We start from the raw sequence: 24,200 nt of genomic DNA on the forward strand, positions 1-24,200 counted from the left end.
ATCTGTTTTAATCTGGAATTGAAATATCAAAAATAGGAATTAGTCTTTTGATATGCGTTTTTATACCTAATCCATTTTTAAATTTGCAAAATATAATAAACACTTCATCAATTGAAGTGTACCGACTACAGAGCTACTTTAGGATTACAATAGGAATTTTTAACTTAAAACAGAATACTGAAAACGTCTCAAATAAGTTCTGTTGAAAAATAGATTATCTGATTTATATAATGATCTTCAATCCCAACCTCAGCTTAGGTTTAGGACTACATTCAAAATTAAAATTGACTATGAGCATTCCGAAGGATTATAAAGAATTTGAAATCACGTTAACTCGTGACAATCCTCCTCCAGACTGGCCGGAAACCTTACAATCTTTGTGGTATAAAGCCAATGATAATTGGGAAGCTTCACATACAATAGCTCAAGATATTAAGAATTCTACGGGAAGTCTTATTCACGCACACTTGCACCGCGATGAAGGTGATAATTACAATGCAAAATACTGGTATAATAAGGCTGGGAGAGCTTTTCCGACTATATCCCTAAATGAAGAATTGAGATTGCTAATTGCTGAAATTATAAGCAGCAGCTAAGTTGTAGGCATAAAAAAAACCTGTTAGCAAAAACTAACAGGCTTTTCATACATATTCCAATATTCTTAAAGCTCTAGTGCTTTTAATACATTGTTGTTCATTAATAACTCTTCAGGATTTTCTAATGCTTCTTTAACAGCTACTAGAAACCCTACAGATTCTTTACCATCAATAATACGGTGATCGTAAGAAAGTGCTACATACATAATAGGCGCAATTGCAATACCTCCATCACGTACGATAGGTCGTTCTACAATATTGTGCATTCCTAAGATTGCAGATTGCGGAGGATTGATGATAGGCGTAGAAAGCATACTACCAAAAACACCCCCATTTGTAATTGTAAATGTACCACCGGTCATCTCATCTACTGTAATCTGACCATCACGTGCTCTAAGTGCTAGACGCTTCACTTCAGACTCAACACCTCTAAAACTTAAATTTTCAGCATTTCTAATTACAGGAACCATAAGCCCCTTTGGACCGGATACTGCAATAGAAATATCTTTAAAATCATAAGTAATCATCTCCTTACCATCTATCATAGAGTTTACAGCAGGGTACATTTCTAATGCACGTACACAAGCTAATGTGAAGAAAGACATAAAGCCTAACCCAACACTATGTTTTGATTTAAAGTCTTCTTTATATTTATCACGTAAAGCAAAAATAGCAGACATATCTACCTCGTTAAACGTAGTAAGCATTGCCGTTTCATTTTTTACGCTAACTAAGCGCTCTGCTACTTTGCGACGTAACATAGACATTTTTGAACGACTTTCTCCGCGACTTCCGTTACCTGGAGTTCCCATTGAAGGCTTAGCATTAACAGCATCTTCTTTAGTGATGCGACCATCACGGCCACTTCCCTGAACATCTTTAGCATCTATACCCTTCTCATCTAAAGTTTTCTTAGCTGCAGGAGACGGTGTTCCTGTTGCATAAGACTTTTTATCCTGAGATTGGCTAGGAGTACTTGACTTTGAAGGTGTTTCTGTTTTTGCTTCTGCCTTCTCGTTAGTATCTGCCGTATTCTTATCTTTTTTATCTAATTCTTTTTCAGCATCTCCTCTACTACCTTCATCACCTGAAGCTTTGTTAGAATCTGAGCCCCCTGGTTTTGGAGCATCGGTATCAATAAGGCACACTACCTGCCCTACTGCTACAGCATCACCTTCTTCAGCCTTTAAGGTTATAATACCGCTTGCTTCTGCCGGAAGTTCTAAGGTAGCTTTATCACTATCTACTTCGGCTATCGCCTGGTCTTTTTCTACATAGTCGCCATCTTCAACAAGCCACTGTGCTATTTCAACTTCTGTAATCGATTCTCCCGGAGAAGGGACTTTCATTTCTAAAGCCATATTTCTATTTTATTAACTTTTTTCTTTTGTAATGTTTCTATTTCAGTAGAACCAAAAACAAATTTTTTATTGGTTATTTGAATCTTTATCAAAAACATCATCAATCACTTTCTGATGTCTTCTTTTAAAACGAACAGAACTTCCTGCAGCAGGAGCACCGTAAAATTTACGACTGCAAATTCTGAATTTTTGCGCTTCGGGAAGATGCATTAACAAGTGCCCGTAAGCTCCCATGTTACGCGGCTCTTCCTGAGCCCAAACTACATCATCTGCATTTTTATACTTTTCTATAGCTGCGCGAATCTCATTCTTAGGAAGTGGAAATAGTTGCTCAATACGCACTAAAGCAACGTCATCTCTTTCTAATTCTTCACGCTTCTCCAGAAGATCGTAATAAAATTTACCGGTGACAAAAACTAATGTTCTTACAGCTTCAGCCTTTACTGAATCGTCATCAATAGTCATTTTAAAACTTCCGTTAGCTAGTTCTTCTTTTGTAGAAACAACCTTAGGATGTCTTAATAAACTTTTAGGAGTGAAAACAATGAGCGGTTTTCTGAAATTGGTTTTTAACTGGCGACGTAACAAGTGGTAAAAGTTTGCCGGTGTGGTACAGTCTGCAACATACATATTGTCTACAGCACACAACTGTAAGTAACGCTCCATACGTGCAGAAGAGTGTTCTGCACCCTGGCCTTCATAACCGTGTGGCAATAACATTACCAGACCGTTTTGTAATTTCCACTTATCTTCTGCGGCAGATATATATTGATCTAACATAATCTGAGCTCCGTTGCTAAAATCACCAAACTGTGCTTCCCAAATAGGAAGTGTTTTGGGGCTCGCCATTGCATAACCGTAATCAAAACCTACAACACCATATTCAGATAATAAAGAGTTAAAAATATACATATGACCCTGATCGCCTTTTAGGTTATTCAAGAGCACAATTTCTTCTTCACTATCTTCTACTTTAGTAACCGCGTGCCTGTGCGAAAAAGTACCTCGCTCCACATCCTGACCTGTCATACGTACATCAAATCCTTCTTTAAGTAAAGAACCGTATGCAAGTAACTCTGCAAGACCCCAATCTATCTTATTATCATCAAAGTACATCGTACGACGCCCTTCAATAATCTTAAGAATTTTACGCATAAACTTTTTATCTTCAGGAAGCCTGGTGATTACGTCTGCAATTTCATCAAGTGCCTCAAGATCATAAGAAGTATCTATAGGGTTCATCATTTCTACCTCAGTAGCCTGCTCAAAGCCTTCCCACTCATCCTGCATAATTGCAGTAATACGTGTGGTATCTTCTTCCCTAGATTTCTCTAATTTTTCTTCTAGTTTCTCCTTGTATTCTTCTTCAAGAAGTTTTACATAATTCTCATCAATAACACCTTCTGCTCTTAACTTTTCTGCGTAGATATCTCGAGCGTTATCGTGTTTTGCTATTGCTTTATACAATTTAGGCTGGGTAAAACGTGGCTCATCACCTTCGTTATGACCGTATTTTCTGTACCCTAAAAGATCTATAAATACATCACGACCAAACTCCATTCTAAAATCTAATGCAAATAATGAAGCGTGAACTACAGCCTCTGCATCATCTGCATTAACGTGCAGTACCGGCGAAAGTGTGGTTTTTGCAACATCTGTACAATAAGTAGAAGAACGTGCATCAAGATAATTTGTAGTAAAACCAATCTGGTTATTTATGACAATATGTATGGTACCCTTTGTGGTATAGCCATCTAACTGAGCCATTTGTATTATTTCATAAACAATACCCTGCCCTGCAATTGCAGCATCCCCGTGAACTACGATAGGCAATACCTGGTTAGGTTGGTCAAAATGATGCAAGTCTTGTTTTGCTCTGGCGATACCTTCTACAACAGCACCTACAGTCTCTAAGTGAGAGGGATTGGGTGCTATATTTATATTTATTTCTTTACCGCTATCTGTTTTGCGGCTAGACGTCCAACCTAAATGGTATTTTACATCACCATCAAAAACTTCCTGATCATAATCTTTACCGTCAAATTCGCTAAAGATGTCTTTTGCATTTTTACCAAAGATATTAGTAAGGGTATTTAAACGACCTCTATGTGCCATACCCATTACAAATTCTTTTACACCGCGATCTGCTGCTGCTTCAATAATAGCATCAACTGCCGGGATAAAGCTTTCACCTCCTTCGAGAGAGAATCGCTTTTGACCCACGTATTTTGTATGAAGAAAAGTCTCAAAAGAAACAGCCTCATTGAGTTTCTTTAAAATTTTCTTCTTAACATCTGCTGAAAATTTTGGGTGATTGTCGTTGATATTCAGCTTATCCTGAATCCACTGTATTTCTTCAGGTTTGCGAATGAACATATATTCAACACCTATAGACTCACAGTATATTTTTTCAAGGTGACTTACGATCTCGCGTAATGTCGTACTACCTATACCTAGAATCTCACCTGCCGAAAACGTGATATCTAAATCGTTTTCACTAAGACCAAAGTTTTTTAACTCTAGCGTGGGTGTATACTGGCGGCGTTCACGTACAGGATTTGTTTTTGTAAACAAATGTCCACGTGTACGATACCCGTCTATTAACTTTACTACCTGAAATTCTTTTTGAAGATTATCAGGAACAGAAGTCACTGTAGTTGTTGATTTTACCTCAGATATGGGGCTGTCTGGCTGTACACCACTCTCTTCCATACCGAAATCGAAACCTTGAAAAAATGCTCTCCAACTAGGCTCCACACTATCAGGATGCTGTAGGTATTTATCGTAAAGTTCTGCGAAATATGCAGTGTTTGCTGCATTGAGAAATGAAAATCTATCCATTTTATAATTTAAATCTGTCGATTTTTTAAGCAATAATTTGTCAAAAGTACAATTTTTCGATGGCACAAGACCTTTGGTTTACTAATTTTATGCTTATCATTAACATTTTAAATGAGGTGTTTATGAAGTTGTCAAATCACCAATTAATCACTTAAATCTAAGTTTATGAATTCACTACTAAAAGTCTGTGGTTTTGCGATGTTATTTTTAGCAATAAACATCTCATTACAGGCACAATCACAAGGCTCTGATTTTTGGGACAAGGTAGATGTAGGTGGCGGTTTTGGTTTAAATTTTGGAAGAGAATACTTTGCAGCAAGCATCGCTCCAAGTGCCATTTATAACTTCAATCCGTATTTTGCGATGGGTCCCGGTTTGAGTTACTCATATGTAAAAGATAGGTCATTAAAATCTTCAATTGTAGGAGGTAGTATAATTGCCTTAGCAAACCCACTACCCATCATACAGCTGTCTGCAGAATTTGAAGAACTCTACGTTTCTCAAAGGGCAAATTTAGATGGAGGAACATTTAGTGATGACTTTTGGAACGCTGCCCTATTTTTAGGATTGGGATACCGAAATGGCCCTGTTACACTTGGTGCGCGATATAATGTTCTTTACAGTGATCGTGATGCGGTTTACTCAAGCGCGATCCAACCCTTTATTCGTGTTTATTTTTAAAAGAAACTTTTAAAAATTCACGTTCAAGAATTAATTGTGTTACTGCTGTTGCAAGTTCATGAACCTCTTGAACAGGCAAATCTTTTATTTTAGCTTCAGAAACATCTATAGCATATAGCAAATTTAGATACGCCTCAAAGTCAGAAACGATAAGTTCATAAATTGTAGCAGTAAGGTTTCTAACGACGGCTTCAGGTTTTAATTCCAGGCCAAAAGAGGCTTCTATCCCAACTCGCCTAAAATCTTTATTTAATTGATTTACTAATGCAACATAAAGTTGATTTGCAATTGATAATTTTAAGATTTCCTGAGCCGTTTTCATAGAAAGTTATTAAACTTTTCTTCGCATTAAAGCTTGAGCAAACTCTCTTAGGAGTTGCTTGTTTTCTTCTTTAACATCGAGATCATTCAGCACTTTAAGAGCCTTATTAGTATATATTTCAATTTCTTCTTTAATCGCTTCGGCTGCGCCGGAATCTAAAAAGAGCTGCTTAACGGTTTCTATTTTACCATTAGGATCTTGCGGACTAATACTGTACAAATGACTTAACTGTATACTGTGTGCCGGGTCGAGACGTTTTAAAGCAGTTAAGTACAGGAAGGTTTTTTTATTCTCTATGATATCACCACCTACCTGCTTTCCAAACGTTTCAGGGTCACCAAAAGCATCTAAATAATCATCCTGAAGCTGAAAAGCAATTCCTAAATCTCTACCGAATTCATAAATAAGGTCACAATTAGTTTTAGAAGCCGCTGCCACAATCGCTCCCATTTTTAAAGCAGCACCTACTAAAACAGCAGTTTTATATTCGATCATTTTTAGATACTCCGGTAACGTAACATCGTCGCGAGTTTCAAAATCAACATCGTATTGCTGCCCCTCACAAACCTCTATAGCCGTTTTACTAAAAAGTTTTGCCAGATTTCTAAAAGTATCTCCCTCGTAATTTTCAAAAAGCTGATAGGCATTTATGAGCATGGCGTCCCCAGAGAGAATACCGGTATTTATATCCCACTTTTCGTGAACGGTCTCTTTACCCCTGCGTAGTGGAGCATCGTCCATAATATCATCGTGAACTAAAGAGAAGTTATGAAATACTTCAACTGCCAGTGCAGCATCGAGCGCCTTTTTATAATCTGACTCAAAGATATCTGTAGCCATTAACGTTAACACGGGACGTAAACGCTTACCGCCCAATTGTAAAATGTAAAGAATAGGATCATAAAGATTTTTAGGTTCTCTACTTTTAATTCGCTCGTTTAAATAGTCAACAAATACATCTGTGTATTGATCAATACGCAACATAGTTCAAATTTTTGGCTAAAATAACACTCTAAATTCTAACTCTACTCTCAAACTCAAATAAGCTCAATTATATTCACAATGTTATTATTACGTTAAGTCACCAATAAACTTAGGAAACTTAATTCGTTTTTAAAGTTTCCGAAGTATCTTTGCGCCGTAATATGAAACAAGAAATTTTAGATACCGCCACACAACTTTTTATAAAGCAGGGCTTTAAGAGTGTCACTATGGATGATATAGCTACGCATATGGGCATTTCAAAAAAAACCATTTATGCCAGCTATTCACATAAAACAGAATTAGTTTATGCTGTAAGTCATCAAATGATGACCACTGTACAGACCGCAGTAACTAAACTTATAAACAAGCACAAAAACCCTATTGAAGAGCTTTATGAGATTAAAAAGTATGTAATACAACATTTACAAGGTGAGAAATCCTCATCTATTCAACAACTATTGAAATATTACCCTAAAATTTTCAATGAGCTCCAACTTCAGCAATTTGATTTTATGAAAGGCTGTATGGAAGAGAACATAACTAAAGGCATAAATATGGGTTTATTTCGTAATAATCTAGATGTCGAGTTTGTTTCCAGAATGTATCATATAGGAATGACTAACATCAAAGATGACAGTATTTTTCCGCAAGAAAAATTCCCTCACGCTACTTTGTATGAGATGTATCTTGAATATCATTTACGTGGGATTGTCACTCCCGAAGGCCGAAAAATTCTCAATCAAATAATTCACTCAAATCAAGACTAATGCGAAAATCCCTAATTCTCTTAGCGTGTGTATTTGGCTTCTTAAATTATAGTCATGCACAAGACAGTACAGAGGTACAATCGTATGCGCTGAGCTTACAAGACGCCATAATTTATGGCTTAAACAACAGTTATAGTGCAAAAAATGCACAGACAGATGTTGAGATTGCCCTTAAACAAAAATGGGAAATCATAGCACAGGGACTTCCCCAAATAACGGGCGAAGTAACCTATCAAAACCAGTTGATACAGCCTACGTCTTTTATTCCCGCTCAGTTTTTTGACCCTAATGCAGCTGCAGGAACCTTTATCCCGGTACAGTTTAGCCCAAAACAAAGTGCTGCCGCAACCGCAACCTGGAATCAACTAATTTTTGACGGTTCCTATATTGTAGGTGTTCAGTCTTCAAAAACCTTGCTTCAGATTTCTGAAAATGCAAAGGTTAAAACAGACTTAGAGGTAAAACAAGCTGTTATAGAGGCTTATGGTAATGTTTTACTTGCTGAAGAAAGTGTTATAATACTTCAGAAAAACCTAAAAACATTAGATAAAAATTTATCTGACACCCAGAAGATTTTTGAAAATGGCCTTACGGAAGAGGAAGATGTAGAGCAATTACAAATTACCTATTTAGGTCTTGAAACTCAATTAAACAATACCATACGTCAACTCGCTATCGCTTATGATATGCTTAAGCTCACCTTAGGCATCCCAATAGACAGCAAACTACAGGTTACAGATAGTCTTGAAGATTTAGCTATGCAATACTATGATCTAAGCTTACTTACCCAGTCTATAAACCCAGAAAATAATATTGATTATCGTATTGCCGCAGATCAAACAAATCTTGCACAGACTGAAGTTAAACTAGAAAAAAGTAAAGCTTTACCCAGACTGAGTGCCTATGTAAATTATGGTGCTTCAGGTGCGAGCAATGATTTTAGTTTTCTTAGCGATGAGCAGCGTTATTTTGAACAGTCTATTGTAGGCGTATCGCTTACAGTACCTATTTTTAGTAGCGGAATGCGTGCAGCAAAAACCGCTCAAAAAGAACTGGCCTACAAGAAAAGTCTTGAGGATCTTGAGCAGACTCGCAATCAGGTAAAATTACAAATGGCTACTGCGCGTAATGATTATCAATTTGCCCTAGATAATTTTAGCACTCAAGAGAAAAATCTGGCATTGGCAGAACGTATTGAAAATAAAAATTCGATTAAATTCTTTGAAGGTATCGCCAGCAGCTTTGAACTTAGTGAAGCACAAACCCAACTCTACCAGGCACAACAAGATTACTTACAAGCTATGTACGAAGTTATTGCAAATAAAGCTGCATTAGAAAAAACATTAGACACCAGCGTTTATCAACCTCAACAAAACTAACCTTAGAAATTCTTTTATATGAAAAATATAGTATCCCTACTCGTAATTACCACACTATTAATTTCTTGTGGCGAAAAACAAGTTGATGTAGATAAACTTATTGCTTCAGGAGATATTGAAGCTATTAAGGAAGCGCAGACGCAGTTAAAAGATGAGAGTACAGAGCTCCAATTAAAACTTAAAAAATTAAATACAGTTATTGAAAATGCGGAAAAGAAAAATAACGGTCCGTTAGTTTCTACTCAGAAAGTAACAGATACTTTATTTAATCATTTTCTAGAAATACAGGGGAATGTTGAAACCAAACAAAATGTAATGATTAGCGCAGAATACAGCGGGGTTTTATCTCGGGTATTTGTTAAAGAAGGCGATAAGGTCACTAAGGGTCAGGTTTTAGCACGTATAGACGACGGCGGTTTAGGGTCTCAGTTGGCTCAGTTAGAAACCCAAGCCCAACTTAACAAAACCACTTTTGAACGTCAAAAGCGCTTATGGGATCAGAATATAGGTTCTGAAATTCAATATTTACAGGCAAAAGCAACTTACGAGGCTTCTCAAAGCCAAGTAAATCAATTAAAGAGTCAATTAGGAAAAACCACTGTTAATGCACCCTTTTCAGGCACAATAGATCAGGTAATGACTGAGCAAGGTTCTGCAGTAATGCCGGGAACTCAATTATACCGAATTGTAAATCTAAGCGATATGTATATCACTGCTGAAGTTCCTGAGAGTTACTTAGGAACCGTAAACATTGGCAAAACTGTAGAAGTAGATTTCCCGGTACTCAATAAGAATATCGAATCTAAAATACGCCAGACCAGTAATTTTATCAATCCTGCTAACCGCTCCTTTACAATTGAAGTAGCAGTACCTAATGAAGAAAAAAGTATAAAACCAAATCTTACTGCAAAACTTAAAATTAATGATTACACCAGTGAAAATGCTATTTTAATTCCGCTTAGCGTAATTTCTGAAAACGCGGAAGGCGAGCAATATGTATACGTAGCAACTTCAGGAACTGAAAACAACACAATTGCAAAACGAGTTATCGTAAAAACCGGAAAAGCACAGGGAGACAAAATAGAAGTTCTAACAGGATTGAATGCAGGTGATGAAATCATCGTTCAGGGCGCACGTAGCGTACAGGATAATCAGGAGATTAGAATCCTAAATAATTAAGGAGATGAGCGAAAAGAAAATAAGTAAGAAAAAAAATCAGGTAGATAAAGAATTTGGCATGTCAAGCTGGGCGATAGACAACCCCACAGTGATCTATGTCATAATGGCTTTACTTCTGGTAATGGGCGGTATCGCATATTATGTTATGCCACGAGAAGCCTTTCCTGAAATTAATGAAACTAAAATCTATATATCTGCTCCTTACCCGGGGAATACTGCTGAAGATGTTGAAAAATTAATTACAGACCCTCTTGAAGACCGTTTAAAAAATGTTTCGGGAGTAACAGAAATTACTTCTACCTCTCAAGAAAATTATGCCCTAATTACCATAGAATTTGAAGATGATATTTCGGTAGAAAGCGCTAAGCAAGAAGTTAAAGACGAGGTAGATTCTGAAAAGGCAAATGAAGACTGGCCGGTTTCAAACGGTGTTAAAGTTGAACCTAATGTATTTGACTTAAGCTTATCTGAAGAACAGCCTATTCTTAATGTGAATATTCAGGGGAATTATCAGGTAGAGCAACTTAAAAAGTTTGGAGAATACCTTCAGGATGAAATAGAAGACCTTCCGGAAATTAAAGAAGTTTCTATACGTGGTGCTCAGGATAAAGAAGTTGAAGTTGCCGTAGATGTGACTAAAATGAATGCTGCGCAGGTAAGTTTTGACGATATCCTAAACACCATTCGCAACGGGAACATGACTATGGCTGCAGGTAACTTAATTAACAGCGGGCAACGCCGTACCATTAGAATACTTGGAGAAATTCAAAAACCTTCAGAGCTTGAGAATTTTATTGTTAAATCTCAAAACGGAGCTGTTTACTTACGGGATATAGCAAGTATCACTTTTAAAGAAGAAGACAAAACTACGTATGCCCGCGAATGGGGAGAAAATGTAGTGATGCTCGACGTTAAAAAACGATCTGGTAAAAACATGGTCGAGGCGGTTGAGAAAATCAACACCATTTTAGCAGAAGCACAGGCTAATGAATTTCCTCCAGATGTAAAAATAACCACTGCAAACGATCAATCAGAAAAGACAATTAACCAGGTAAATGATCTGGTTAATAACATCATATTTGGTATTATTCTGGTTGTAGGTGTACTTACGTTTTTCCTTGGGTTTAGAAATGCACTTTTTGTAGGTTTTGCGATCCCAATGTCTATGTTTATGTCATTTATGATCCTGAATGCTTTAGGATATACGATGAATACGATGATCCTTTTTGCCCTTATTATGGGTCTGGGGATGCTCGTTGATAACGGTATTGTAGTGGTAGAAAATGTCTACCGCTTGATGGATGAAGAAGGAATGTCCCGTATTGAAGCCGCAAAAAAAGGTATTGGTGAGATTGCATTTCCTATTATTATATCTACGCTTACCACTGTAGCTGCCTTTGTTCCTTTAGGGACCTGGCCAGGCGTAATGGGGCAGTTTATGATCTACTTCCCTATCACACTTTCTGTAGTATTGGGCTCTTCGTTATTTGTGGCTATATTCATCAACTCGATGTTGGTTAGTAAGTTTATGGATGTTGACCAGAAAATTCTAACAAGAAAACAGCTAATTAGACTTACACTGGTTTTAGTGCCTATAGGTATTTTAATTCTAATTTTTGGCGGTCCTATACGCGGTATAGGTTCTGTAATGATTGTAACTGCAATTATCTTCTGGCTGTACAAATACAGCATAAAAGGAGCTGCAGAGTATTTTCAAAATAATACACTGGTTTGGTTAGAAAATAAATACAAATCATTTTTAACCTGGGCCTTAAAAGGAAGAAAACCTTCTGTTCTGGTCATTTCTACTTTCCTACTACTTATTCTTGTATTTATAGGATTTGGAGCTTCGGTAGGATCACAACGTACGAGTATCGAATTTTTCCCAGACAATAAACCCAACCAAATAATTGTCTATATAGAATATCCTGAAGGAACAGATATCTCTAAGACAAATACCATCGCTAAAGATATTGAAAAACGCGTGTATGCTATTCTTAATGATGAGCGCTACCTTAACGGAGATTTCAATTTTCTGGTAGAAAGTGCTGTTTCACAAGTAGGTGAGGGTGCCGGTAACCCACAAACAGATGGTGGTAGTGCGGCAGAAATGCCACACCGTGCTAAGATTACAGCGACTATGCGGGAGTACAAATTCCGTAATGGTGCAGATTCTGAAGAATTACGTACCCGTGTTCAGTCTGAATTGACAGATGCTTACCCGGGTGTAGCCATTTCGGTTGAAAAAGATGCTTCAGGTCCTGCGGCGGGATATCCTATAAATATCGAACTTGAAGGCACAGATTACAATGAGTTAATCGCTACCGCTGAAAATATGCGCAGCTTTATTAATTCTAGAAACATACCCGGAATTGAAGAATTAAAGATTGATGTTAACCGTGCTAAACCGGCAATGCAAGTTATTGTAGATCGTGAGAAAGCAGGTGCTCTGGGTGTTGCCAGCGGCCAGGTAGGCAACCAGCTTCGTAGAGCTCTTTTTGGTGAGAAAGCGGGTATTTATAAGGAAGACGGGGAAGATTATGATATTAATGTACGTTTTGAAGAAGACGATCGTTACAATACTTCGGCATTATTTGATCAAAATATAACCTTTAGAGATGCTGCGACAGGGGTAATTAAAGAAATCCCTGTTTCTGCGGTTGCTACTAAGAAAAACACCTCATCTTTTAGTGCTATTAAACACAGAGATACTAAACGTGTTGTAACTGTTTATTCGGGCTTAGCCCCTGGTTTTGTTGATGCAACTGCCGTGGTTACTAAAATACAGGCAGAAATGCAGTCTTTTACAGCCTTACCAGACAGTATTCATATTGATTATACCGGTCAGATTGAAGAACAAAATAAGCAAATGCAGTTTTTAATGGGAGCGTTTTTTGGCGGTCTTGCATTAATCTTCTTTATTCTTATTTTTCAGTTCTCTTCTATTTCTAAGCCTACTATAATTATGATAGCAATTTTCTTGAGCTTCATAGGTGTTTTTGGAGGTATATTAATTACGGGAGCTTCTTTCGTTATTATGATGACGATGATGGGTATTATTTCGTTAGCAGGTATAGTAGTAAACAATGGTGTTGTACTATTAGATTATACACAACTTCTAGTAGATCGTAGAATTGTACAGCTTGACCTTGATGACGACGCGTTACTTCCTAAAAGTGAAGTTATAGATATAGTTGTAGAAAGTGGTCGTGCCCGTCTAAGACCGGTACTTCTAACAGCTATCACAACAGTATTAGGTTTAATACCGCTTGCAATAGGTATCAACATAGATTTCTTTGGCTTATTTAGTTCGTTTGACGCCGGTTTTTACATTGGTGGGGACAACGTAATTTTCTGGGGTCCATTAGCCTGGTCTGTAATTTACGGTCTGATTATAGCTACGTTCCTAACGCTAATTATTGTGCCGTTACTGTATTTAATGGTACATAAATTTAAACTGCGTATTCACGGAAAAAAGAATACATCTGTTGAAACTGAAACTCAGGAAATCGAGTAATAATTAAAATACCTCATATAAAAAATGGCTGCCTTATAAGGCAGCCATTTTCAGTTTAAACTAATTGTGGGTATTTACTCATTTTCATTAAGCGGAATAGGAAATGAACTCCATACATCATCATTAGGACGCTCCAGAGGTAACGTATTTAAACGATCATATCTTCTAACATCTATCCATCTATGACCTTCTGCGTATAATGAATATCTACGTTGCTTTAGAAGTTCATCAATTAATGCTGCTTCTGTTTGAGCACCAGTATATGCTGTAAGGCCTGCTGCTGTGCGCACACGATTAATACCAGTAACCGCATTTGCAGGAGTAGTAAAAATACTTGCTTCAGCGTATATTAAAATTAACTCCTCATTGCGAATTAACGGAATAGAACTCGTTTGTGAAGGATAAAGAAACACATCATAATTACCCGTAAGACCGTCTAATGTTAAGGACTCATCGCGCTGAACTACTTTACTCAGACGAGTATCACCTGCCTCTGCGTCTGTAACAAAACTAGGTTGTACAATTCGTGCCCCGGCAGTTGATGCGTTTAATGGAAAAAACATAGGGTTAGGTAAATCTGTAGCATCTAAAGAAAAACTATAATAAACACCAGTATCCAAATCGCCTCTTAAATCAAGAAAGGAATTGCTTAAATAATTTAAAGCTCCTGCATAATCTTCTTGATATAATGCTACCCTAGCGGCAAGAGCTCTGTTAAACTCTAAAAAGGTTGCCGGCGTATCAAAACCCGTAAAACCTACCGGAAACTCAAACGGAAAAGAATCTCCTGCATTAGCTAATAGTGTAGCTGATTCATTTAAAAGACCTAAAATTTCTGTAAGCGCTTCTGCTTTACCTACAATTGGTCCCAGATTATTAGGATCACTCACATCAAGACGTATCCCATTTTCATCCATCAGATTAAGATTCAACAATAACTCATGCGCTTTAATCGTATTTGCATACGCCAGGGTTGCATTGCGCTCTGCTTCTGTAAAATCTGCTGTAGAATTTGCAATACCATCACTTATAATATTTAATTCTTTTACCGTACGGTATCGTGCAGACCAGGGGCCGGTGGTATAAAATGTATTATTGTCTAAAACTGAATTCTCTCCACCTAATAAATCTGCAGTAAATCGCGGATCTGAACTTGAGAATCTAAAATACTCGCGACCTACAACACCCACATCATCATAATACGTACCTAAACGGTTACGCATCGAATAAAAAGTTCCTCCTACTAAATCCCTTAAATCACCTCTAGAAAGATCTGCAACAATATCAGATACTTCGGGGCCATTAAGATTAGAATACTCATCAACCTCGCACGAGACACTTAACGTCCCCGCAAGAAAAAGCATACTTATATATTTAAATGTTTTCATAGTGTAGCGATTAAAATTTAAATGATACGTTAAACAAGTAACGTTTTGAAGATGGAAACGGTGTTACTTCAACTCCTGTAAATATTCCATTTGAACCAAAGTTTGAAACCTCAGGATCATAACTGTTGTAATCAAAAATATTGATTAGGTTAGTTCCTGAAAATCCTAATTTTATCTGACTAAATGTGCCACCTAAGAAGTTATCAAGCAATCCTGAAGGTAACGTATAGTACAAACCAATCTCACGCAATCTAATGTAAGATGCATCCTGCACAAATACTTTTGCAGAAGAACCTAACTGACTTACACGGTAAGGACCGTTTCCTAATTGACCGTCAGGATCAAGATCAACGGTATCAAAGTCGTGGCTTGTACCGTTAAGATCACTTAAAAGGTTAGTAAGATTTATGTTATCACCACCCTTTTTCCACTGCCATAAGAAAGAAAGCGAAAAATTATCATACTTAATGTTATTATTGAAACCTATTTGAAAATCTGGCTCTGCATCACCAAATTTTTGTAGACCATTTTCACCTGGATTAGGACCTATACCTACAATCTGTGTAGCACTTTGACCTTCCTCAATTCTAAAAGTTCCTAAAGTTGCTCCAAAAGCACCTATGTTAAACGCTGGTATATCTAATTGCGTAATTTTTGATTTGTTTTTAAAGAAGTTAATTCCGGCATCCCAGCTGAAGTTTTCAGATTGAGCAATAGTTGCATCAAGGCTAATCTCAATACCTTTATTTTGAAGTTTTCCTGCATTTACAAATTCAGAATCAAAACCTGATGAAGGTTCTTTTGCTGCTTGTAAAATCAAATCATCTACTTTTTTAACGTAGTAGGTTACAGAAGCTGTAATTCTGTTGTTTAATAGACCAATATCGATACCTGTTTCGAATTCTTTTTGACGTTCTGGCTGAAGATCTGGATTTCCTAAAGTACCTAACAAGCTAATACCCGATAATCCTCCTGTTGAAGACGCAAAATAGCTGGTAAATAAACTTCCGTAAGAAGGAAAGTTACCCGCTTCCCCATAAGCAGCTCTTAATTTAACTTGGTTTAAGAAAGAGTCTTCCTCCCATAAACCAAATTCATGAATGTTTGCTGCAAGTGAAGCTTTAGGATAGTAATAGAGTTGATTTGCATCACCATTGTTAGATGATCTATCTCCTCGTACCCCGATGGCAGCGATAAGCTTATCTTCAAAATTTATCTCTTCCTGAACAAAGAATCCCGCATCCTGCTGCTTCAATCTAAACTGATCAACCCCTATATTTCCTGCCTGATCTACATTACTTTCTGAAGCAATTAAATCTGTTGCAGTGATTAAATAAGAGTTTCTGTCAAAAACCTCTTTAGTAATACCCAACTGTGTTCTAAAATCAAGACGTTCGCTTGCCGTGTAATTGTGTACCAGAAAAGCAGATAGGTTGTATTGCTTGTTTGAGTTTGCTCCCTGAACAGAAACACCATCTACTCCCCCTTGCTCTGGTTGTTGAAACTGTAATTCTTTAGGAAATAAAGCAATGGTTTCAAGATTGTAAAAGTCAAGTCCTCCTCTTAATATCAACTCAAGATTTGATTTTTCAGCTTTATATAAATCTATATTAGCTGTACCACCCATTATAAAACGATTTGTTTTCTCACGGTTTGTTACCAGATCTCGGGTTTGCAAAATGTTAGAGGCTCCCGCGGGGTTGTTAGGATAATTCCCATTTGCATCAGGAAATAATTGCAACCACGGTGTTGTAGCGGTTAGTGCCACACCTATTGAAGTTCCTGTATTATCATTATTAAAATACCCTCTATCTGAAGACGAATTGATAAAGTTTGTACTCAATCCTAATTTAATGAAATCTGCAGCACGGTGATCAAGATTTAGACGTAAAGAGATTTTATCATAGCCGGTATTTTGTACAATACCGTTCTCAGAAACATAAGACACCCCAGAGTAAAAGCGTGTTTTATCACTTCCTCCACTCATACTAAAGTTAGTATTGCTCACCAGACCTTTACGACCAAACATTTCTTTTTCATAATCTACCAGCCTGTTTTGATTTTGAGCCTGTACAAACTGTGCAGCAGCATCTGCTCCAAAAGAATCTAATACGCGTTGCTCTGTATAGTCACGCAAACCCAATAATGTGATGACACTTGTAAAACCTAAATTTTGAGAGAAACTATATTGTGTTTCTCCGGTTTTACCTTTTTTAGTAGTAATAATAACCACTCCGGCAGCTGCACGAGAGCCGTAAATAGCTGCAGCAGATGCTCCTTTTAAGATTTCAATATTTGCTATATCCTCTGGGTTTATATCTGCAATACGGTTAGAAGGGTTATCCTGATTAGAAGCACTACCTCCTGCGGCAGCGGCAGAAACCACATTTAAACCTGATGCTATTGAAGAGTTGTCAATATAAACCCCATCAATAATATAAAGAGGCTGTGTGTTTCCGTTGATAGACGTTGCTCCCCTTAATTTAATATTTAAACCTCCTCCCGGCGCACCAGAGTTTGCACTTACTACCGCTCCCGGAAATTCACCGTATAATGCAGCGTCTAATGTAGGCGGTGCGGTTGTTCCTGTTAAAGCTTCCGCAGATATTGTTGCTACTGCATTAGCAAGATTAGATCGCTTTACCGAGGTTGCAAGACCCGTAACTACAACTTCTTCTAAAGATTCTGTTGATTCTTGCAAAACAATAGTTACAGCACTGGCATCAGTGATTTTGCGTTCGGCAGATGTAAAACCTAATGTTGAGAAAACTAATGTTGTAGGTAATTCACTTACTTTAATCGAAAAATTACCATCAAAATCTGTTGTTGTACCATTAGAAGTACCTTTTTCTACAACATTTGCAAAAGGTATAGTACCTCCGCTACTGCTCTTTACAGATCCCGTTATTGTCTCTTGGGCAAATCCCCCCACGGATATGCTCAAGAAAAATAAAACCCTTAAATACCACAAAAAGTTAAATTGCTTCATAAATAGTTTATTTAATTAAAACTTAAAAATATCAAAGTATTATCAAATATTGTGATTTTTATTAACATATAATTACAAATATTCATATTTAAATGATTATTTCAAATTTCACTCAGTTTAGTATACTTAGAACAATTACTTCTTAAATTTGCACCTCAAATAAATTACGATGTATAGAACGCATAACAATGGAGCTTTGCGCGCCGAACATATAAATGAAACCGTAACACTTTGCGGTTGGGTACAAAAATCACGAGATAAAGGATTTATGATCTGGGTTGATTTACGAGATCGTTATGGGATCACCCAGCTTATTTTTGATGAAGAGCGCACGCCTAAGGATGTTATGGATCTTGCAAAAACATTGGGTCGTGAGTTTGTCATTCAAGTGACCGGTTCTGTAATCGAGCGCGAATCTAAAAACTCAAAAATGCTCACGGGTGATGTAGAACTTCTGGTAGAAAAACTTGAAGTTTTAAACGAGGCAAAAACACCTCCTTTTACTATTGAAGACAGTACAGACGGGGGTGAGGATTTACGTATGAAATACCGCTATCTCGACATACGTCGTAATCCCGTGAAAGAGAAATTAATATTTAGACATAAAGTAAGCATAGCCGTTCGTAATTATCTTTCAGATAAAGGATTTATAGAGGTTGAAACGCCCTATCTAATTAAATCTACACCGGAAGGCGCCCGTGATTTTGTGGTGCCCAGCCGTATGAACGAAGGTCAATTTTACGCACTTCCGCAATCGCCACAAACTTTTAAGCAATTGCTTATGGTAGGCGGTATGGATAAGTATTTTCAAATTGTAAAGTGCTTTAGAGATGAAGATTTACGTGCCGATCGCCAGCCTGAATTTACGCAGATTGACTGCGAAATGGCATTTGTTGAGCAGGAGGATATTCTGAATATTTTTGAAGGATTAACTAAACACTTGCTGAAAGAAGTCGTTGGTTTTGAGATCGAAAACTTCCCAAGAATGACTTATGACGAGGCGATGTCTAAATACGGTAATGATAAACCAGACATTCGTTTTGGGATGGAGTTTGGCGAATTAAATGCTGTAACTCAACACAAAGAATTTAAAGTCTTCAACGAGGCTGAGCTTGTTGTAGGTATTGCTGTTCCCGGTGGCGGAAGTTATACACGTAAAGAAATAGATGCCTTAATCGACTGGGTGAAGCGACCACAGGTAGGCGCTTTAGGCATGGTTTACGTAAAATGTAATGATGACGGAAGCTTTAAATCTTCCGTAGATAAATTTTACGATCAGGAAGATCTTGCGAAATGGGCAGAAGCTACAAACGCAAAACCCGGCGATTTGATTTGTGTACTTTCTGGCGAAAGCCTAAAAACCCGCACGCAATTGAGCGCCTTACGTATGGAACTTGCAAACCGCATGGGCTTGCGTAAATCTGACGAATTTGCACCGCTTTGGGTAGTAGATTTCCCATTATTAGAATGGGATGAAGATACGCAGCGTTATCACGCGATGCACCACCCATTTACATCGCCTAAACCGGGCCAAATGGAATTACTGGACACCAACCCCGGCGACGTTAAAGCAAACGCTTATGACCTTGTTTTAAACGGTAACGAAATAGGTGGAGGTTCGATACGTATTCACGATAAAGAAACCCAGTCTAAGATGTTTGACTACCTTGGGTTTACTAAAGAAGAAGCTCAGGCACAATTTGGCTTCCTAATGGATGCTTTTCAATATGGCGCACCTCCACACGGTGGTCTAGCTTTTGGTTTAGATAGATTAGTTGCTATTTTAGGTGGACAAGAAACTATACGTGATTTTATTGCTTTCCCTAAAAACAATGCTGGTCGAGATGTAATGATAGATGCACCCGCAAAAATTGATGAAGCACAATTAAAAGAATTGAATTTGAAGGTTACTTTATAAACCTCAAATACTTTAAATAAAAAAGGGATGCTCGTTTGAGCATCCCTTTTTTGTTTTATATACTACCTAAAAGTTGAACATAAAAAAACCCGGACGCTTGTCCGGGTTTTTTATTGGCAAATTAAAATAAATATTATTTGGTCCAACCTGCACCCCAAGTCGCATAGTCACTACCTGTACCGTTACCGTCACCACTGATAAAATCAGCTTCACCGAAAGTTTCAGTAGTTGCATTTTTAAGTTTGGTTGTCACATCAGTAAATGTTACGTCAGTCGCACTTAATTCTCCATCAAGAACACCTTTACCAGTTGGGCTGTCAGCACCATCGCCAACGATTTGGAATCCAAGCGCAAAACCGGTGATTGAAATGTTTGTGAACTCACCTTTAGTACCTACACGTAATCTAACTGCTTCACCAGAAGCTGATCCCTGACCAACAATAGAAACATTAGAAACTACTGGGTTAGAGAAAAATTTAGGATTAGAGTTATTACCGATGTCACTGTTAAAACCATCAGCTTCAATACCTTTATCGTGCTTCTCCCCGTGCTTGATATAAACATTGCTAAGTCTTCCGCTGAAACCTTCAGTCCAGTCAACAGAATCATCCTGATTGTTAACCATAGAAACATAGCTTGCGCTTACAGTACCACCAAAGAATTCAATACCGTCATCCTTTCCTTCAAAAGATTGAATGTGATCTACGATAGTTCCATTTCCTACACCATAGAATGAGAAACCGTTGTTTTCTGAAGAACTGTCAGCAGCACCACCAGAATACTCAATACGCACGTATTTAATAACTCCTGAATAATCTGAAGCATCATTACCTCCATAGGGTAAATTACCTATTTCTGAAGTTGAAGTAGCTCCACCAGAAGTCGAGTTAATAGGAGCTCTACCTAAGATAATAAGACCACCCCAGTCACCTGCAGCAGGACTATCAGCATTTGAAGTCAAAACGATAGGTTCGCTGGCAGTTCCCTGAGCATCAATTTGAGCACCTTGAGAAATTGCGATATAAACGCTTGCCCCGTTATTAGCTTTGATTGTCATCCCTTTAGGAATAGTCAATTTTGTACCAGGAGCCATAACTACAGGACCGGTAAGTGTATACGTGTTTTTAGATTGCAAAACAAGATCTGAAGTGAAAGTACCTTCAAGATCAATCTCTTCTGCACCTGGCTCTACAGGACCAGGATTTGTAACGCTGTTATCATTATTTGTGATGGTACTGTTAATTACAATATCAGCGGTATCGTCAGCCTCACAAGAAGCAAGAAGCAATGCTCCTGCCATTAAGCTTGTAAATAAATAATTTGTCTTCATTTGATTTAAAGTATTTAATTAATTTTCTATCGTTTATGTTTAAAATTTGTATTTTACGTTTAGACCGAGATTGATACCACGCTTATAGATTGAAGTTGTATAATCTCCGAAAGGAGTTCCTTCTCGTTGATACTCAATGTCTGGATCAAGAAGGTTTTTAGCACTGGCGTTGATTTCCCAGTTTTCTCCTACTTCATTACGCAGAACAAAGTCAAGAGTTCCGTAGCCTTTCTCCACAATATTACCCAGCTGCCCTGATCCCAATGCATCAATACGGTCTGCGAAATAGGAGTAAATAAGGTTAGCAACAGGTTTAAAACTTTTAAAAGAAGTAGGACTGTAGTTAATATCTGCATTAATTAAAAAAGGTGAAGCTCCTTGTAACTGATCTTCCCGATCTAGTGTAGAGGTAAATAAACCTTCTGAGCTTTTCAGGTCCTGATTAGTGTACATATACGTACCGTTAAGTCCGGCTGAAACAACAGCATTATCATCCTGATCTTTTAAAATGCTTTTACGCACTTCAACTTCAATACCGTAAACATTAGCCTTATCACCGGTTCTAAAATAACGACGGGTTCCGGTAGCGTCGTTTGCTATAACCAAGTTAACCGGATCATTGATTTGTTTGGCAAATGCTCCTAGAGAGAGTAATTCTGATTTTCCAAAAAACCATTCGTATTTCAAATCAAAATTATAAACATTTGAAATAGCAGGATCGTTTAACAAATCAGGGTTACCTCCTACTCGCTTGGTAACATCCTCATAAACGAAAGGTGCCACCTCCTTAAATTCAGGAAAGGAAACTGTTTTAGATACTGAGAAGCGCAGGTTTGAATCATCATTTAATGCATAACGTACGTTCAAACTAGGCAGATAAAAGTTCTTGTAGCTTTCAGCTTCACCTATGCCGTCATTCCCAAGGTTGATCACGTCATATGCAATAGATTGCTTGAAAGATTCAATACGGAAACCTGGAACAAATAACCAGTTACCCGTAGTAATTTCAGCATTAACATAACCTGCGTGAATATCTAGATTTCCGGTATAAGTATTTTCATATTGTCCAGGAAAGTTACGATTACCAATTCCCAATTCTGGAGCTAAGGGTCTGAACACAAATGTATCATAAACATTAGCCAGATTTTCTAAATTAAAAATACCGTCTAAATTATTCACATCGGTAACCAGAGTGTTGGCCTCTAATAAATCATAACCGTATCTGATATTTTTAAAATAACGCTCCTTAGTTCTTCCGTTGTGCCCAAAATTGAACTTCACATTTTCAGATGCCGTATATTCTAAATTTAAGCGGCTATTCAACTCAGAATCTTCGATATTTTGGAAATAACGTTGATTGTCAAAGTTTGTATTGTTGTAGAATGATGGATTTGTATTTGGATCATTATCCAAAGCAAAATCGTAATTCTCTAGTGCGAAACGCTTACGATCGGGTTGATTGGAAAAAACTTTATTGTAACCTACACCCCACGAAAGTTCAAATTTATCATTGAATGTATGTAATCCTGATATTTGGTTAACAAACACCATATCCTGATTAAACTGGATATTCTTAACAAAAAATCCTCCATCATTATTTAAGAAAGCATCAAAGAAAACCCCATTACCATCTATACCAAAATTCCCAACCTCATCTGAAGAACTGTTCAAAAACAAAGAGTTGAAAGTGATCTTATGACCACTGCTCAAACTGTAGTTAGCATTAAACATAGCTGTTGTCGTGGTGCTGTACTCATATTCTTCCACATCATCATAAACCTGCTTCTCAATAGTAGTAAAGTCTGCTGCAGAACCTCTTCGGTATTCATACCCGTTAGAAAATGAAGCTGTAGCAAAAAGGCTTAATCTACCACTATCTCCCATTTGAAATGATTTACCACCCGAAATAGAACCTGAAATATTAATAGGTGTACCACCATCAACCGGATCAACAGGATGTGATAATAAAACTGCATAAGGATCATTATCGTAACGATTGTAAAACCCAAAATAACCAGTTCCTTCACTTCGCACAAAGTTTTTACCAACTGCTCTGGTATTTATTGAAGAGCCCAACTGAATATCTAAAAAGCCACGCCCTTTGTAATCTTTTGAAATCACATCAATATTACTTGCGGCAAAGTCCCCGTAAAATTGGGTAGAATAGGCTTTACTTACTCCTACATTCTGAATAATATCTGAAGGGAAAAGATTAAGATCAATATTTTTCTTTTCGATATCATTAGAAGGAAGTGTTAAGCCATTGTATGTAGTATTAAGGTATCTGTCGCCTAAACCACGTACGTAAACATTACCTGAGCCACCCGATTGCTTAGATATCCCTGAGATCTTTGCAATGGCAGCTGCAGCATCGCTCACCCCTTTACGGGCTAATTCATCTGCACCTATACTCTGCTGAATCGCAGTTGCGTTTTTTTGTTCTAAAAGTAAGGCCACTTCTGATTCTCGAGAAACAGTAGTGGTAATCACAACCTCATCAAGAGCCGCTGCTGTCGCACCAAGTGCAGTATTGATTGTAGTAACCTTACCTACTTCTACAACCACATTAGGTATTTCTACCGTCTCATAACCTACAAAACTAAATACTACTGTATAAGAACCTGCTTCAACATTAGCAATCTCATATAAACCGTCAAAGTCTGTAGTTGTTCCTTTTGTTGTTCCTTTAATTTGAACTGTCGCAAATGGTAAAGGCTCGTTATTAACTTCTTTATCACTCAACACTCCTACTATACTTCCGCTACCTTGTGCAAAAGCACCGGCAGTTATTATAAGTCCTAGTAAAAACAGATAGAATTGTCTCATCGTTAGATTTTATTTATCGCTGCAAAGATGTTGCTAAAGAACCGCTAGTGGGTTAATGCATTGTTATCAATTCGTAAGCTAGGGGTTACATCATGGTTACCTTAACGTTAAGAGATCTGCGA

At 37.5% G+C, this 24,200-nt stretch carries 15 protein-coding genes; 7 read left to right on the forward strand and 8 right to left on the reverse strand.

The features are described from left to right. Nucleotides 1–290 precede the first annotated feature (290 nt). Nucleotides 291–596, forward strand: coding sequence for a hypothetical protein (locus ACEN25_RS13350; protein ID WP_441803342.1), 306 nt, complete (start codon nucleotides 291–293; stop codon nucleotides 594–596). Nucleotides 597–661: 65 nt separating this feature from the next. Here ACEN25_RS13350 and odhB read toward each other — a convergent pair whose 3' ends face one another. Together odhB and ACEN25_RS13360 are read right to left on the reverse strand one after the other, a co-directional pair. Next, nucleotides 662–1,957, reverse strand: a complete 1,296-nt coding sequence (gene odhB / locus ACEN25_RS13355; protein WP_441803343.1) for a 2-oxoglutarate dehydrogenase complex dihydrolipoyllysine-residue succinyltransferase — start codon at nucleotides 1,955–1,957, stop codon at nucleotides 662–664. A 66-nt stretch (nucleotides 1,958–2,023) separates the two neighbouring features. Continuing rightward, complete coding sequence (locus ACEN25_RS13360; RefSeq protein ID WP_441803344.1) at nucleotides 2,024–4,798, reverse strand: 2-oxoglutarate dehydrogenase E1 component; 2,775 nt, start codon at nucleotides 4,796–4,798, stop codon at nucleotides 2,024–2,026. 165 nt (nucleotides 4,799–4,963) lie between these two features. Here ACEN25_RS13360 and ACEN25_RS13365 point away from each other — a divergent pair, with 165 nt between their 5' ends. Next, nucleotides 4,964–5,479 (forward strand): hypothetical protein, encoded by a 516-nt coding sequence (locus tag ACEN25_RS13365; protein ID WP_441803345.1) that lies wholly within the window; start codon nucleotides 4,964–4,966, stop codon nucleotides 5,477–5,479. Here ACEN25_RS13365 and ACEN25_RS13370 read toward each other — a convergent pair. After that, complete coding sequence (locus ACEN25_RS13370) at nucleotides 5,460–5,801, reverse strand: hypothetical protein (protein ID WP_441803346.1); 342 nt, start codon at nucleotides 5,799–5,801, stop codon at nucleotides 5,460–5,462. The genes ACEN25_RS13365 and ACEN25_RS13370 overlap by 20 nt on opposite strands. Before the next feature lie 9 nt (nucleotides 5,802–5,810). Continuing rightward, entirely contained in the window at nucleotides 5,811–6,785 is a 975-nt protein-coding gene (locus tag ACEN25_RS13375; protein ID WP_441803347.1) for a polyprenyl synthetase family protein, read from the reverse strand. Between the two features lie 161 nt (nucleotides 6,786–6,946). On the opposite strand from ACEN25_RS13375, the gene ACEN25_RS13380 reads away from it, so the two are divergent. The 4 genes from ACEN25_RS13380 to ACEN25_RS13395 are packed head-to-tail and all read left to right on the forward strand — an operon-like array spanning nucleotide 6,947 to nucleotide 13,627. Beyond that, the gene (locus ACEN25_RS13380; protein WP_441803348.1) at nucleotides 6,947–7,552 is read left to right on the forward strand and encodes a TetR/AcrR family transcriptional regulator; all 606 of its coding nucleotides are present in this window, start codon (nucleotides 6,947–6,949) and stop codon (nucleotides 7,550–7,552) included. Further along, nucleotides 7,552–8,931 (forward strand): TolC family protein, encoded by a 1,380-nt coding sequence (locus tag ACEN25_RS13385; protein ID WP_441803349.1) that lies wholly within the window; start codon nucleotides 7,552–7,554, stop codon nucleotides 8,929–8,931. The genes ACEN25_RS13380 and ACEN25_RS13385 overlap by 1 nt, the downstream gene beginning before the upstream one ends. Before the next feature lie 18 nt (nucleotides 8,932–8,949). Then, a complete protein-coding gene (locus ACEN25_RS13390) occupies nucleotides 8,950–10,110 on the forward strand; it encodes an efflux RND transporter periplasmic adaptor subunit (RefSeq protein WP_441803350.1) in 1,161 nt (386 codons plus the stop codon). A gap of 4 nt (nucleotides 10,111–10,114) precedes the next feature. Beyond that, entirely contained in the window at nucleotides 10,115–13,627 is a 3,513-nt protein-coding gene (locus ACEN25_RS13395; protein WP_441803351.1) for an efflux RND transporter permease subunit, read from the forward strand. Nucleotides 13,628–13,701: 74 nt separating this feature from the next. Here the strand turns inward: ACEN25_RS13395 and ACEN25_RS13400 are convergent, their stop codons facing one another. Then, entirely contained in the window at nucleotides 13,702–15,015 is a 1,314-nt protein-coding gene (locus ACEN25_RS13400) for a RagB/SusD family nutrient uptake outer membrane protein (RefSeq protein WP_441803352.1), read from the reverse strand. 10 nt (nucleotides 15,016–15,025) lie between these two features. Continuing rightward, nucleotides 15,026–18,004, reverse strand: a complete 2,979-nt coding sequence (locus ACEN25_RS13405; RefSeq protein WP_441803353.1) for a SusC/RagA family TonB-linked outer membrane protein — start codon at nucleotides 18,002–18,004, stop codon at nucleotides 15,026–15,028. A gap of 169 nt (nucleotides 18,005–18,173) precedes the next feature. On the opposite strand from ACEN25_RS13405, the gene aspS reads away from it, so the two are divergent. Further along, a complete protein-coding gene (gene aspS, locus ACEN25_RS13410) occupies nucleotides 18,174–19,922 on the forward strand; it encodes an aspartate--tRNA ligase (protein WP_441803354.1) in 1,749 nt (582 codons plus the stop codon). Between the two features lie 133 nt (nucleotides 19,923–20,055). Here the strand turns inward: aspS and ACEN25_RS13415 are convergent, their stop codons facing one another. Both ACEN25_RS13415 and ACEN25_RS13420 read right to left on the reverse strand, forming a co-directional pair. Continuing rightward, entirely contained in the window at nucleotides 20,056–21,252 is a 1,197-nt protein-coding gene (locus ACEN25_RS13415; protein WP_441803355.1) for a multidrug transporter, read from the reverse strand. Between the two features lie 39 nt (nucleotides 21,253–21,291). Continuing rightward, nucleotides 21,292–24,078 carry a TonB-dependent receptor domain-containing protein gene (locus ACEN25_RS13420; protein ID WP_441803356.1) on the reverse strand — a complete coding sequence of 929 codons (2,787 nt, stop codon included), beginning with the start codon at nucleotides 24,076–24,078 and terminating at the stop codon, nucleotides 21,292–21,294. Between the last annotated feature and the right edge of the window lie 122 nt (nucleotides 24,079–24,200).

Origin of the sequence: Leeuwenhoekiella sp. W20_SRS_FM14, from assembly GCF_052119605.1 — a bacterium.
In the GTDB taxonomy this organism is placed as follows: domain Bacteria; phylum Bacteroidota; class Bacteroidia; order Flavobacteriales; family Flavobacteriaceae; genus Leeuwenhoekiella.